The following is a 14,569-nucleotide window of genomic DNA, read 5'->3' on the forward strand; positions in this document are numbered from 1 at the left end:
GGGATTTTGCGTCCTCTTTGATAGCAACACATTTCTCGTGGCACGAGCGGCATGTCCCCCGGCAGTGGCATGCCCTTTTATTTTATTGGATTCTTAGGCTTAAATATTCCGTGCCGCAGCTAACTGTTCATCACGCATTATCGATAACCAATATTTCAAGGTTTCTTGCAGCATTTGGATCTGATCGCCAATGCGATTCACTTCCTTTAATTCTTCTTTTGTTAGCTCACGAGCGGGGAAAGTGGCGTATAAATTTTCAAAATACGGCAAGGACAGGCCGTTACCATTCCAGTCAATAACTGCATGATTATTTTGAGGACCAGCAGGGCGCCAACCCAATGGAGTACCAGAACCATCGTTACCAGGATAACCATCATTATCAAAAAGAAACTCTATTGCAGAAGAGTATGTCGTCGTATCACTAATGAAAGTATTCAAATCCACAATCGGCATCGTTAAAAACATTTCAATCGTAGCTTGGTCAATATCAGGGTTAGCAGCAAGATAACCTGACATTATCGCAAACCGTAACATTGGGGAGAGCCCCATACCTGACGGGTAGGTAGTACTGTCACAAACAAAGCCCCCCGCATTATCAAAATTATTTCGAAGCTGATTGGCTAAAGCGCTTTTCCCACCACACGTACCATTCATGTAGGTCAGAATGTCATGACACAAGCTACCCGCTGGCGCATTATTTAATAAATGATCAAACAACGCATCGGACTCCCTGGCGAAACCATCCCCATCCCAGCCTTCGTGGTAACCATGAGATCCGGATCCAGTACTCTCAAGGAAATGCCCCATAATCGAATCCAGTACCGATGTAGATGGGTACTCATGAGACATGAAATCCATAATTGCAAGTTGGAATAAATCTTCCAGTGTATAGCCGTCGGTTGATCCACTTGCGACTAAGCTATCAAACATCTCCGACATAGCCGCATCAAACATCGCAGCGCCACCGTTCGTCCATGCTTGAATGTCCGCTAATTGATCTCCATACCCTTCAATGCCTTGAGCTAATAGTGCAGCGATGGCCATTTCTGGGTTTCCACGTAACATCGCCAACACGACTTGCTTTTGTTGTGCTGCGAGCATTGCTAACGTTTCAACGCTGGCCGATTGCTTATTCAATGACGCAATTTTCTTATCAATCTTAGATAATTCAGCCTGTGCTTTATCAAGAGTCTTAAGGTTTTTCTCTAATGAGATGTTGTGCGCTTCATCATGTTGGTCTTGAACATTAAACGACTGAAGTGGTCTATTAAATAAATTAACTTGCATTACTGCTCCTATTTTTCCATTTCATTTTTCTTATTTGATATTAAAAATGTTCACATAAAGCAAACACATCAAACATAAGCTATAATTTAATTCAACCATCAGCCTATTAAATATAGGGTTGCAACTGTTGATGCAAGTAGGCATAACGTTTTTCGTAAAATTCATTTAAATTTTGAACTTGTACAATTAATAACATTGCCGCTGCTTGCAGATGTTCATTTAACTTATAATGACATAACGCAATATTTAATACCGTTTCATCCAAATCATTGGTGGGGTATGTTTTTAATACATTGAGTATATCCAGTGCTTTTTTAAATTGTCCCTTTTCTAAATAGATCGCCGCTAAACAACCGGGACCACGGTGATCATAAGGATTAAGAGAGGTATAAGCAGAAAAAACAATTTCGGCTTCTTTAAACTGTAATTGGTTGTAAAAGTTAACACCCAAATCATAAATTTCTTTAAGTTGCGTCACTGTTACCTTTTTAGACTGACGTAATTGGGCGAGTTTCTGCTCGATTCCTTTACTATCCAATAAAGATAAGTTTTCTTCTTCATTATTTACAAAATCAAAGGTTGTTTCTTTCATATTCTTTGTCCTGAACTGTGATTATCTAGCCATCTGCTCGGCTTAATGAAGAGCCAATCGCTCTATGCATCACACCCGTTAAGCGATAAGGATATTTAATGTCAATCGATGTTTCTGGAATGTCTAGCCCCAATCGAATCGACCATACGATCGCCTGCCTGTTGTTGTATTCAGTCAACAACACCAATCCAGACAACAAAGTTGATGACATGCTGGGAATCTGGTTAAAGCCAACAGTGTCTGACCAAAGATATAATTCTTGTCCTAATTTTTTCCGCAGTGATGCGAAGTTTTGACTTTCATTACTTAGCCGACATTTTTGGTACTCCAGCACTAACCCCAAACGTAAGACGTGTTCTCTCACTTTGAATTTAGAGATAGAAAGCCAAGATTCAATTTCTTCTTCCGTTAAAGACGTTAAGACGGAGAACACCTCTTGAGACAAGATCCTTTTACTCAGATAATAATGAAGTAGTTTTTGATGACGTTTTTTAGATATTTTCATTTATAACGTTCTGAACAAAATAGCTAATGGTCAACGTGTCTTTTTCGGAAACCAGTCCTTTTAAAAAACGTTCGATATTATTTTTGTTTTCTTGTTCAATATCTTGAAAACTCATGATGAGTACTGAAACGCGTTTATTTACATCACCAGTAACCACTACACTTGCACGCAATACGTTTGGAATTACGCTCAACTTGTTAAATATCTCTCGGCTTTGTAATAAGTTTCCTTTTACCATTTCTAATTTGCTTAAGCTGGCAAATTTAGATTCAAGAAGGTCATTGAGATCTTCACGCTGGAAATAGAAATTAAATTTTGTTAGTAAAGTACGAGCTTTCTCTTCGGCTGATTCATCAACAAACACCAAAAAGCTCTCTTTTTGCCTCGATAGCGTTGCTGGTACTTGGTATTGAGACAGCATCACAATGACTTTATTGGCAATATCGGCAGACTCAAAGCTAGCAATTTGTGTAGAACCTTGTTCGCCACAGCCAAATAAAAAAAGCAACAACAAGACATACAGCTTATTCATTACTGAGCCTTCGTCACTTCGTTGATCGCGTTCGCTGATTTTGAAGCGATTTTAGTCACCGTTTCTTGGAACATTGTATAGTGAAAAACCGACTGCTGTAGTGATAGCGTATCTTGAACGGTTAGCGCCTTGCCATTAGCATTCGCTTTATCAAGAGAATCTAAGATTTCTTGAAACCCTTTTCCTATATTATTGAACGTATCTTCCAAAACAGAAGGTTGTATCTGCTCTATATTTAAACCTGTCATAAACGACTCCCACAAAATAATACAATAATTTGAACTTGAAACTTGCTCTGCACACTGTGTTGTAGTGCTGTAATACTGAGTATCGTAACGAGGAACGACGTAGACATGCCAATGGATAAAACGGAATCATTCTGAAAAAAAGAGAATAAATATAATTATCCAGCCCATCCGCACGTTTTTTTCAAAAATGGCACTCTTTGCTCGGTGCAGCTTGCGTATTGATTTGTGATAACCCAAAGGTAAAAACGAGATGCCATGCTTTCAATAAAAAGCTCCCACCAAACAGGGAGCTTTTGGTTGTTTTATCTATTTAATTAACTATTACAACTACCGATAAGTACCCAACCGGCATAAGGAGTAGTTGGCGTTTTATCACCATCAGTCCAACGTTCCGCTTCATACAAACTTCCTTCGTATGTAACTTGTTCGCCGGGTTGATACTGGCCTTGTACAAACGGCGTAATATCCGCACAGAGGCCATCATCACCGCCACCGCTACCATCACCCGTTACAATCAGTTGTGTCGCTTTGGTTGTAGAGATCTCACCGTCAGAAACGTCTAAACCAATGGTATACGTGATGTCGGATGCAGTGACTGGTGCTGTTACTTGAAGCGTATTGCTGCTCATATCACCAATGACGACGACATCAGCTGGCACTGTCCATTGGTAGCTTACCGTATCACCATCAGGGTCACTTGCGGTTGCAGAGATCGTAACGGACTCACCACTTTTCACTTCAAAAGAAGGAGCAAGTTGAATGACTGGCGGCTTATTGCCCGGAGGTGGTGTCACACCACCACTCCCCCCCGTAATGGAGCCGTCACACTCATGGCCAGATAAACAAACTGGGTTTTGTGCATAAGCATCCACCTTGCTTTGTAACCAACCGTTATCCGAACCATTGGAGCCGATAGAGACTACGGCCGTTGTCGAACCACCGCCCCAAAAAACCGCGAATACGTTATTCTTAGGTAAATCTTGTATCCCAGCGTTAGACCAATCATAGCCAGCATCTTTCTCCAGCAATTCGCCCACATTACTTGCGCCGTTATAGATGTTCGCACTCAGTGGCTTATCAAGTAAACCAGCACGAATCTTACTAATGTCAGAGCCAATTCGTGCGTCTCCCATAAAGTAAGAACCACCGGACGCTTCATGCTCTTCCATGATCATGCTGTTACTTTCATCAACGGTTGGCATGTGTCCACCGGGGATCTGCCAAATCATCGCTGGGGCATCAACGCCGCCACTGATGGTTTTCACATAAGAGAGATAACGAGTCCAACTGGTGGCGTTATAAGCGTAGTTTGCAATCGCTTCTGACCCGAAACCATCACGCTCGTATTTATCAAACACAATATAATCTGGAACATAATTGCCCGAATACACTTGAAGAGAATTGACAAAATCAGCGACATCTTTACCCGTATTCTGAGAATTATCTTCAGTGCTGTGGATCCAGTTAGCACTGCCGACAGCCCATAAGTTAATCTGCCAACCAAAGCTTACATCCGGTGCCATCCCTTTCATGATGAAGTTCAAAGATGCAATGTACCCCTTCAATGTATTGTCAAAAGTCGGTAACTCGGTGGGTAGCGTATAACCGTAAGTGTCTTTCATGTATTGAAGTGCATGCGCAAGCTGTTCATTAACTTTCACTGCACCCTGCTCATTCAACCGCTCAACGTGATCCGGGTTTTTCTGTAGCTCACCTAAGAAATCGGGGTTCAGCACGAAAGACATAGGCGAAGATCCGTCACCAGCAGCATATTCCTGAGCGGCGGTGGCTTGAGTCATAAATGTCGCATAGTGCTTATAAAGCGTATCGTTATCTTCCAAATCTCCAAACGATGCACCACCACTCGCATTGGCGGTGTATACCACCATGACAGGTAATACGTGTTTACCGGAAATTTGAGACGCCGTCTGCGCATTTTGATAGGTCCGGTGCAAAGGTAGCTCCGCTTTTTGCAAAATAACACCCGGATCACCTGAACCACTGAAGCCTGCATATTTGAAAATGGCATCAACACTGGTTGCGCCAATTGCGCTGGTTGCCTGTTCTCCGTCATTGGTAACCGTACCGTTAGCAACAAAATCCGGGAAACCTTTGACCGCTAAACTCATGCTTTCGCGAAATGGCAGAACCAGCGCAAACGGTGAAATACTTTCATCAATAGTCACCACACTATCCCCTTCATACGCATAACGGGTTTCATCGGTGGAAACAGGTTCGATTTGAATTAAGTAATCACCAGGCTTGATGCTCTCTGGCAAGATTTCATTATGGCTAGAAATTTCGTAACGGTAGCTTACAGAACCATCACGCGCCATCAAGCTGACCATTACGGGTAGCGCTTCACTAGGGAGACCAGTGATTTGCGCTTCAACTTGGCGAAAACCGTCGGTCGCAACTTGCGATACATCAACGTCAGGCGAAACGGGCATTAGGCTGTCTTTATTGACTGTCACACCCAAACTTGGCTGCAATTGATACACCGAATTATTCACAGTGACAGGAGCATAAGAGAGATCGTAGCTATCGCCATCCAACAACTTAGTGATATCAAATTGGCTACCAAAAGGTACAGTAACGCTACGCAAAACCTCTTCACTTCCCGCTTGGTGTATTGCAACATCTGTGGTTGGGTTTCCTGCGATACTGTCTAATGCAGGCAAGGTCAAATTTATACCCGCATAGTAAATGAATGCATTATATTGAAGTTGAGAACTTGCCGGGCTCTGTTCACTGTTTACTGTCACACTCATCACTGGTGACACTGCGTTAGCAAGCCCAAACTCACTGCTAACATCCAATGTTGTCAACTGATATTCACCATCACTAAGATGATCTAAGGTAAACGTACTCCCCCATGGTACTGAAACCGTCTCGCTATAGCTTTGCCCTTCGACTTGAACAGAAGCACTGCTAAGGCTAGAGTGAGGCGACGTGGGAGCGACGATCTCTATTTTACCCTGCATCGCTGGGTCATTTTTCACAATCACTTTTTCTACATGGAGATCATTGGCATCAACCGAGTTGCCATCCGCAGCATCCACACCAAAAATAAGCTTAATGGAATTTCCAGATAAAACAGGTAACGACGTGCTGTCATGTTTAAAGATGAACGTGTTACCTTGCTGTCGACGAACTGAGAACCCAGTACTGCCCCAAACATTCTCAATGCTGATATTTTTATCCGCAACGAGCCAAATCTCAGCCCCATTGAAGTCCAGAGACTGGCCAGAAGTGTTCGTTAATAAAATTTCGCCTTGGGAATACCAAGTATCAACCGAACCCATCGAGATTGAACTACTCACGGATTCGCTTTTGACACTTGTCGAACGTTGCACTTCTGCGCTGACGGTGGGTACCGAAAGTAACGGTGGCGAAAGCAGTATTGCTGATATGAGCAAACTAATCGTTTTTTGTTTCATATGAATACTTAAAACTCCTTTAATAGTGTGTGTATTCCGCTTAAAAAATCACTGAGTGACAATTAAGTAACTTAGCGAACTCATCTTCACATCACTATTGAACAAAGTTGAATAATCATGAAACAAATACAAATCAGATAGTTAAACCAAAAAATGACTTGTAATACACCCATCGAACATAAGGTTACTCATCGCGTTGGTAAACTCGTTGGTGGCTAAAACCCTCTAAACGAACCTAAAATAATGTCAGGCAAAAAACCACCGTTTTTAACGGTGGCTAAACAAGTTGAAACGTCTATATTTTTATCATAAAAAATTTAGATATACCGTTCTTACTGGTTAATGGGTTGATTACCCTTATTTCTGATTATCGGTACCTAAATAACTTTTTTCCGCTTTAGTAGTAGTTTTGGGTGCTGCAGGTAAATTAGCTCGATTACGATCTCTCGCGATTTTTTTAATCTCGCGACTACCCACTTCCATTTTTTTATATCCTTCTGAGTTTTTAACCTTACCTTGATGCTTGGCATCTAACTTATCTAGATTGATATTCGCTATTTTATTTCCTGTAGATGTAATTTCCCCATTTAACAAAAAACTAGAAATTGGACTGTTAGCACCACCACTTTTGCTTTGCTTTATAAGTTTAATCTTCTCGTTAATACTCTTTATGTCTTTTTTAATCTGTTTGGTTTCCGACGAAGTGCATGCACCAAAATTAAAAATTTTCATTACTTTATTCCTCGATACAAATAGGGTTTGCTGTGTTTCGGTTACATCATCCCTACCTCTGTCTATTTTTGAAAATGTTAATATGCGAAAAAATATGAAAATCTCGTCATGGCCGATAAACATGGCGTGAGGAGCCAAAAGCCAAACGGTTTAATCATCTGAATCAATATCGCTAACGCCTTCTACGCTTGTTCTAAATTTAGTTTGGGTTCGAAAACGACTGCTTTTTTCAATGTTAGCAACAACATTAATTTGACCACGAAGTTTTCCACGCCAAACATTAGGAGCCACATCATCCTCTACATAAAAGTGGTGAATATGATAAAAAGCCTTTTTCTTACTCTTATTGTCTAAATCTTGTGTCGATTTGATATAAGTATGTACGGCCAAACAAAAGGAGCGATAAGGTACAAGCAGCAGATGATCCGTCAAAATAGACTTAGTCAAAGGCTGGATGATCTTGCTATCTTTCAAAGGTTTTAATTTCGGTGAAGAATGATTACGGCATTGTTGACGCTGCACGATATTTTTCTCTGTATATTCTCTTATTGTAACGATCTCCTTCTTTAGCGTTGCATCATTATCACAAATCGTGTGGGAGAGTATTTCAAGATTAACTATATTCAATGATGGTTTCATAAATATCCCTTAAATTATGCGCCTAGTGTCATACCTGAAAAATATCGTATCACACCCATCAATAATTCAAAGTTAATTATTTAAATATTTTGTCGTATCGCTTAAATCAACAACACGACAATTTTGGCATGTTTTATATTTATGATATGGAATTTATGCTATCTCACGTTGTTCAAGCAGCTTTTCAAAAAATTTCTGATAAACCTCATAATACGTAAAACTTTCATTATCTTTAGGCATATTAGGGGCAATATTTGGCCCTAAAACAATTCCCAAACTTTCCGCATTCATTTTAATATCTGGTTTATTAGCTTGCTCATCGATTATTTTTTTACATAATTTTACGACATCTACAATGCTAGTGGGTAAATCCTGTAGTTGAAAAACAATATTATTGTCCGCATTCAATCTTTTAATACAACTTGCGATTATTTGGTGGTCGGAAGTTGTCAAGGAATCTTTTAGTTGAGCCTTAATTGCAAGAGCCACCACATTCATATCAGAGACGTTATTTTCTCCAATGTCTGATAACAAATTAGCAATATTATTTTTGTACTTATTTCCATAAGCTTGGATAGGCGATATTCTAAAAATACCTTCAGATTTTATAAATACTCTATTATTCACCATAATATCACATAACTGCTTCACGGCATTTTTTGCTTTTTCTTCTTTTGTTTTTCCTATTTTTATATTCAATTTCGCTTGTTTATCTAACAACTTGTTGAGTTCTTTTTCTTTCCTAACCACACATTTCATTTCTTCAGCTAATTTTTTATTTACTTTTCTTTTTTCTAATTTAATTTCTTTTTTGCTATCTTTAGCATAACAGACTAGTATACTAAGTTTATTAGTCTGTTTATTATAATTTTCTTTATCTCTTTCATAACAAGCACTCGCATCTGCGATGGACAACATTTCTTTAATACGATTTTCAATTTTCATTTGTTTAACAGACAGTACATCAAATGAATTTTTATGATTCGACCCTCTCGATTTTACCCAAGACTGTAAATGACTAATAACTTTGATATGCATAACTTTGTCTCCAACATTCATTAATACACGGTTAATTACATTGTTAAAATCTCACACATCATCACATTGAACACGTGAATCATTCAGAGTGATTGTGAATAAAAATAAACCCAATAAAAACAATTAGTTGAGCTTAATGCAACGTGAGGTGCATTTTTAACCCATGAAAATGAATACCGGAAGTTCCATTAGGATGATGACTCTGTGATTAGCCGAGCAAGGCTAAGGCGGATCAAGAATTCAATGCAAGCATGCTTTACGTGTATCATGTTATGATTAAAAAAATCATTATTGTTCGCGCAATGAAGGTGTTAGTTTTTCGATTTAAAATAGTCATCGAAAGTCGCACATGATGATAGCAAGCAGCCAATTTATTATTAGCTGCTTGCTATTTAAATGGGGATTTAAGTTTAGATTACTACTGTTAATACTCACTTATTTTTCATGAAAAACCATTAAACATATGCTTCTATAAGTCACATTAATATTTTATTAATAAAAAGAGTCATTGACGAAGAGAAAATTGAAGATAATAATACAAAATACATTAACCTAAGTTCTTGCGGTGTTCTAAAGTAACTAATGTTTGAATCCGATTTTTGCCCGAAAACTTTTAAATCACTCAAGTAACTAGAACTGTTTTTCTCTATTTCATCTGACATTTCTGGTAACTCTTCTGGCACTACGGTGCTCATTGAATCAGAGATAAAAATGTATCCTTCTTTAGGGATGGTTTTTATCTCAAAACATAAATTATCCATTATGCTAAGAGATTTTCTTAAATTAGAAATTGCTTTCGTTAATGATGTTTCACTAACGTAAATACTACCCCAAACTTTTATATGGATATCTTCCTTAGTTAATACCATATTAGGATTTTCACACAATAGCTTTAAGATTTCTGACTCTCTACCACCTAAGCGTAAAATTTGTTGATTAGCTATAATTTCTCTTTTTAATGAGTCGAAAATTATTTCACTACCCAAAAAATAACGTCTATCATTCATATCTTTGTTCTCTGCACCTTAGTTACACAACAACATCCTTGTCCATGTGATGTAATTGGCTATAAATCACACACAAGTTATTTTCAAATAACCTGTGTGTGATTCATTTTATATTTCTAGTTCATGAACACTCATGAACTTATCATCGATTTTATTTAAATAACCCTGGGATGGGGCTATTCGTATACGGGGCATTTAATCCATAAGCATCCGAGAATGAACGCAAAACTCCCCCCATATTCCCTGTGGTATTTTGAACCAGACGTCCGCCGTTGGCCGTATTCAATTGAGTATTCTGGCCACCGAGTAATACAGCAGGTAAATCATTAGAGCTATGTGCGTTACCATCATCCATTTCTGACGAGATCATGATAATGGTATTGTCAAACAGCGAGCTGCCACCCACCTCTGGATCAGGGATTTTTTTCAACTGATCAATGAGTTTTGTTACGCTGCTCAAATACCATTGGCGGTGCCTAATGTACGTCTCCCTAATCGTGCTACTCCCGTAATGTGAAGCATCATGCGGAACCATAGCACTGACGCTTGCCACTTGCGCTGAATCGTTAGATGTACCCAGCGACAACGTGACTACGCGAGTTTTACCACAAGCCAAAGCCAAAATGGTATTCGCCACTTGCAAGTTCAACGTAAGGTCACGGCCATTACCCTGATTTAACTGATCATAAATGTAAGTAGGGCATTCACCCGTTACAATACCTGAACTTTGTAACTCTTCCTGAAGTGAAGCCCCTACACTGTCCATCGTTTGTAACTTGCTTGCCGCCACTTGTTCCAATTGAGTTTGTAGAATCTGTACGTCTTCTAAGCTGCTTGCCAGTAACCTCAACTTTTTTACGTCCTGCGGAGATTCACCACTACCACTTTCTCCAGCGAACAGATCATTGTAAACCTGATGTGGCGAATCCGTAGCGCGTAAAGCACCATTGGGTGATCGGGTGGCAACAAAACCACCATGCCCCCAATAATTGGTGTCTACTCCTAAACGCAAAGCTTTTTTGGCCATTCCAGAACCGTATTGCTGTTCACAGTGGTAATCGAGCGATCCTTGGCCTTCTCGTTCCTGCATTTGGCCCTTATAACCATCATGCCCGCTGCCTCCTTGAGATTTATTGCCTTCAATGAAAACAGCATAATCTTTATAGTTTTCAAGTGGTGAGGTACAAGCATTCATGGCAAGTTGACCACCACTAATAGTTGGGTGCCAAGTTCCTCGTGGGTAACCGTCAGAAAAACTGATAAAGATGAACTTTGGGCTTGTTGAAGAACGGCCAGCATGCACATTGAAACTAGGGAGACCCAAACCAGCCATTACACCTAGTGCTACCGAACCTTTAATCAGCTGGCGGCGAGTTAATTGTATATTCTCTTTCATGCGACTTACTCTCTTACCAATACAGTTTCAGACATCAAGACATCACGTATTAAGTCTTTGATTTTTTCAATTTTTGAATAGTCAGCTGATAGGTCAGTCAACATTTCTGTTTTTTCACCAATTAAGTAGGCGAAATAGTTTTTGATAAACGCATTCTTCGCTAACTCATCATCAGACATTAAGTTCGCTAAACCATGTAAGTTTGAAAATTGACCAACAGTGGTACCAAATTTATTCACTAAGGTGCCGTCAGTAGATAAAGCAACATTCGGGTATTCTGTGCCTTCAATAGAAATATAATTCTCTGTTGAACGGTATTTACCTGTTTTATCGATAACATCCATCGCAAAACCCACATGGTTCATTTTTTCATGACAAGCCCAACACTGAGGATTCGCAGGCCCAGTGCCTTGAGTCCAATAATCACGTGTCGAGTGATCACCTTCAATACTTGAGGGAGTGGCTCCTGTCGGTGGTGCATCATTCCAGTCAAGTAATGAACGCTGTACCATTCGGCCACGTGGAATTGGACGGGTTTTATTGTCATCGGCGTAAGCAACGGCAACCGCACCTAAACTGAGCAAACCTAGACCACGACTTTCTGGTACTTTCACAGGGTTAAAGGTGTTTCCTGTAACAGTGCCAAAACCGTAGTACTGCGCGAGGTCTTTGTTAATGAAAGTGGTATCGGAAGACATTAAATCGCTGTAGGTACCTTTCTTGTCATTAAATACAGTATCAGCCACATACAGTTTCAATTCTTCCAGCATATCTCGGCCAAGCTTTTCTGTTAGATCTCCTCGATTAACTACAACTCGACTTTCATCAAAATCTAACGTTTGCATAACGAAGCGGGTAAAATTATCAATCGCTTTGGGGTCATCTAGCATACGGTCAATTTCCGCACTCAATACCGATGGCGTTAACAAGGTTCCATTTTTTGCTTTATCCCACAGTGGTTGGTCTGGCGCCGAACCCCATAAGCGGTAAGCCACCATCGAAGCAACTTCGTAAGCGTTTAGGTTATATTTACCTTGATCATTTGGCGTACCAAACTCAGTTCTGTATAAAAATGCCGGTGAAACTAACATGTTTAATATTGAACCTTTGGCATCTGAAATAAGGTATTTATCTCGCTCTTGTTCAGTGAGTGGGCGATGGAATAAACGTTCGCCAATACTGGTCAGCCAAGAATCAAGGCAGTTTTCATCGCTACCTTCATAATCACCGATCAGAAGCCACGGCTTCGCTGACCCGGAAGTCACGTAGTTTTGATCTGGTTCAGATCCACGACTCCAAGTTACCGCTAAGTATTCCTTCGCCTTGTAGTGGACCTGTGTTTTGGTATGCCCTTCATAAATAGTGCTGGCATTCCAGGCCTCAACACTATTTCCACCCACAGCGCAACCACTCGCGCTGGCAATATCCAACTGCTCGCCTACGGCTAAAGCCGCATTAAGGTAACTATCAAACTTATCATTGGTCATATAACCCATATTGGCAGGGTTAGAGTAAAAATACTCCACCATGGTACTGCGGTCATCAAGGGGTAAGAGATCACTATCAATCGAAACATTCAGTAAATCTTTGACTGTATTGATATATTCTTGACGTGAAAGCAGCAGCATGTTTCTCTGGCCATACCCCGACGCAACTTCCGGTTCTAACCAATAATCAGCCCATAGTTCTTCAAGGTAGTCAGACATAGTGATTTGGCAATTTTCATCACAAAAAACACCTGATTTTGTCGTCATGCTGGCGATTTTTTTCTCAATGGCTTTATCGTCAAACTGGAACGCTTCAATCAATTGGGTTGATGGTGATCTATCCGCACTGATTTCTAAATTTTTCCCCGGACCGTGACATTTAGCGCAAGTCGTCGCGAGCAAATGCTCACCATAACCCTGTATGCTAGAAAACGTTTTATACGTCCATGCAACTTTTGGGGCATTTTGCGCTGAATCAACCACAATTTCTGTTTGATTATATGGCTCTGGAATGCTGCGTAGTGTAAATGGAAATTTAACCGAATAGGTTCCTTGCGGAATATTTAACCCCGTTTCAATACCCCAAATAAAATCTGCGGGTACTGTCTCGCTTCCTGATACTAAATTAAGTGCGCGCAAATGTTCACTCGCATCCACAGGTTTTTGAGGTGCACGAACAATAAGATTTGAGTCATCAACTTCTTCGGGGCGAACGACCGTATGTACTACCGTATCTTTATCGATACCACCACGGCCATCGTCAACAGTCAGTTCAAATTCATATTGCGTTGTACCGGGCGTTCTTGGGCGAATTTTTGCTACATCGCTCGTTGCATCCTCGATATTTATCGACGGCCCACCAATTTGACGCCAGCTAAAACTCAATTCATCGCCATCTGGATCACTCGAATTTTGTCCCCATAACCAGACTTCACTTGAGCCTTCATGCGTATGATCCAACCCCGCATTCGCTTTAGGTGGTTTATTTTGATCAATGATGGGCTTGGGATTAACGATATGAGTCACCGTATCACTACTTGCGGCTTTGCCGTCATTCACGGTTAGCTTAAAGACATAGCTTGTCGATGAAGTAACATCACCAGGGCGGAAAATAGCCACATCGTTAGCTGCATTCTCAATCGTTACTGTCGGGCCGCTGACCTGCTCCCAGAGAAACGTCAAGGCGTCACCATCAGGATCACTGGACTGATTACCTTGTAATAATACTTGTGTAGGTGCTTCATGAGAGCCATCTTGACCAGCATTAGCTAATGGGGGTTGGTTCTGCGGTTCACCACCTAAACATTGCCCTGATTCTCGTTCAAGTAACAACCAAGGCTGTATACCCCATCCTAGTTCTGAAGAGGACGTAGGGCCATCAAGGTCAGGTACATTATGTGGGCTTGCTGACCATTTGGCTTTAAATAACCCATTTTGATAACAAACTTGGGAATGAGTTACATAGGATTTTGCCTGCCATTCATCGGCAGCAAACGCATATTGCGCATATTGACTTGCTATTACAGCTAATATAGCGACCGTATATATGCTTACTCTTTTATCTTTTTTCACAAATAATACTCTCCCGTATTTATGCACATCAATAATCATGCATCGAAACCAACATATGGATAATTATATTTAAAAATATCATTAACACTTTAGT

12 protein-coding genes are annotated in these 14,569 nt (G+C 40.2%); all 12 read right to left on the minus strand.

Annotated elements, in window-relative coordinates; genetic code table 11:
- Nucleotides 1-99: 99 nt before the first annotated feature.
- Complete coding sequence (locus DD616_RS01505) at nucleotides 100-1,287, minus strand: hypothetical protein (RefSeq protein ID WP_094129935.1); 1,188 nt, start codon at nucleotides 1,285-1,287, stop codon at nucleotides 100-102.
- A 106-nt stretch (nucleotides 1,288-1,393) separates the two neighbouring features.
- Entirely contained in the window at nucleotides 1,394-1,879 is a 486-nt protein-coding gene (locus DD616_RS01510) for a tetratricopeptide repeat protein (protein ID WP_094164096.1), read from the minus strand.
- 25 nt (nucleotides 1,880-1,904) lie between these two features.
- Entirely contained in the window at nucleotides 1,905-2,384 is a 480-nt protein-coding gene (locus tag DD616_RS01515; RefSeq protein WP_019281255.1) for a hypothetical protein, read from the minus strand.
- A complete protein-coding gene (locus tag DD616_RS01520) occupies nucleotides 2,371-2,916 on the minus strand; it encodes a hypothetical protein (RefSeq protein ID WP_019281254.1) in 546 nt (181 codons plus the stop codon). Before DD616_RS01520 ends, DD616_RS01515 begins: the two co-directional genes overlap by 14 nt.
- Nucleotides 2,916-3,164 carry a hypothetical protein gene (locus DD616_RS01525; RefSeq protein ID WP_017044439.1) on the minus strand — a complete coding sequence of 83 codons (249 nt, stop codon included), beginning with the start codon at nucleotides 3,162-3,164 and terminating at the stop codon, nucleotides 2,916-2,918. Before DD616_RS01525 ends, DD616_RS01520 begins: the two co-directional genes overlap by 1 nt.
- 314 nt (nucleotides 3,165-3,478) lie before the next feature.
- Nucleotides 3,479-6,604, minus strand: coding sequence for a PKD domain-containing protein (locus tag DD616_RS01530; protein ID WP_208871595.1), 3,126 nt, complete (start codon nucleotides 6,602-6,604; stop codon nucleotides 3,479-3,481).
- Nucleotides 6,605-6,961: 357 nt separating this feature from the next.
- The gene (locus DD616_RS01535) at nucleotides 6,962-7,336 is read right to left on the minus strand and encodes a hypothetical protein (RefSeq protein ID WP_208871596.1); all 375 of its coding nucleotides are present in this window, start codon (nucleotides 7,334-7,336) and stop codon (nucleotides 6,962-6,964) included.
- Nucleotides 7,337-7,486: 150 nt separating this feature from the next.
- On the minus strand, nucleotides 7,487-7,975 hold the full coding sequence (locus DD616_RS01540) for a hypothetical protein (protein WP_019281251.1): 489 nt from the start codon (nucleotides 7,973-7,975) through the stop codon (nucleotides 7,487-7,489).
- A 153-nt stretch (nucleotides 7,976-8,128) separates the two neighbouring features.
- Nucleotides 8,129-9,013: a RhoGAP domain-containing protein gene (locus DD616_RS01545; RefSeq protein WP_170900325.1), complete on the minus strand. Its 885-nt coding sequence runs from the start codon at nucleotides 9,011-9,013 to the stop codon at nucleotides 8,129-8,131.
- Nucleotides 9,014-9,489: 476 nt separating this feature from the next.
- On the minus strand, nucleotides 9,490-10,020 hold the full coding sequence (locus DD616_RS01550; protein WP_170900326.1) for a winged helix-turn-helix domain-containing protein: 531 nt from the start codon (nucleotides 10,018-10,020) through the stop codon (nucleotides 9,490-9,492).
- A 151-nt stretch (nucleotides 10,021-10,171) separates the two neighbouring features.
- Nucleotides 10,172-11,416, minus strand: a complete 1,245-nt coding sequence (locus DD616_RS01555) for a DUF1552 domain-containing protein (RefSeq protein WP_170900327.1) — start codon at nucleotides 11,414-11,416, stop codon at nucleotides 10,172-10,174.
- A 5-nt stretch (nucleotides 11,417-11,421) separates the two neighbouring features.
- On the minus strand, nucleotides 11,422-14,475 hold the full coding sequence (locus tag DD616_RS01560; protein ID WP_231140452.1) for a DUF1592 domain-containing protein: 3,054 nt from the start codon (nucleotides 14,473-14,475) through the stop codon (nucleotides 11,422-11,424).
- Between the last annotated feature and the right edge of the window lie 94 nt (nucleotides 14,476-14,569).

Source organism: Vibrio anguillarum, assembly GCF_003390515.1.
In the GTDB taxonomy this organism is placed as follows: Bacteria; Pseudomonadota; Gammaproteobacteria; order Enterobacterales; family Vibrionaceae; genus Vibrio; species Vibrio anguillarum.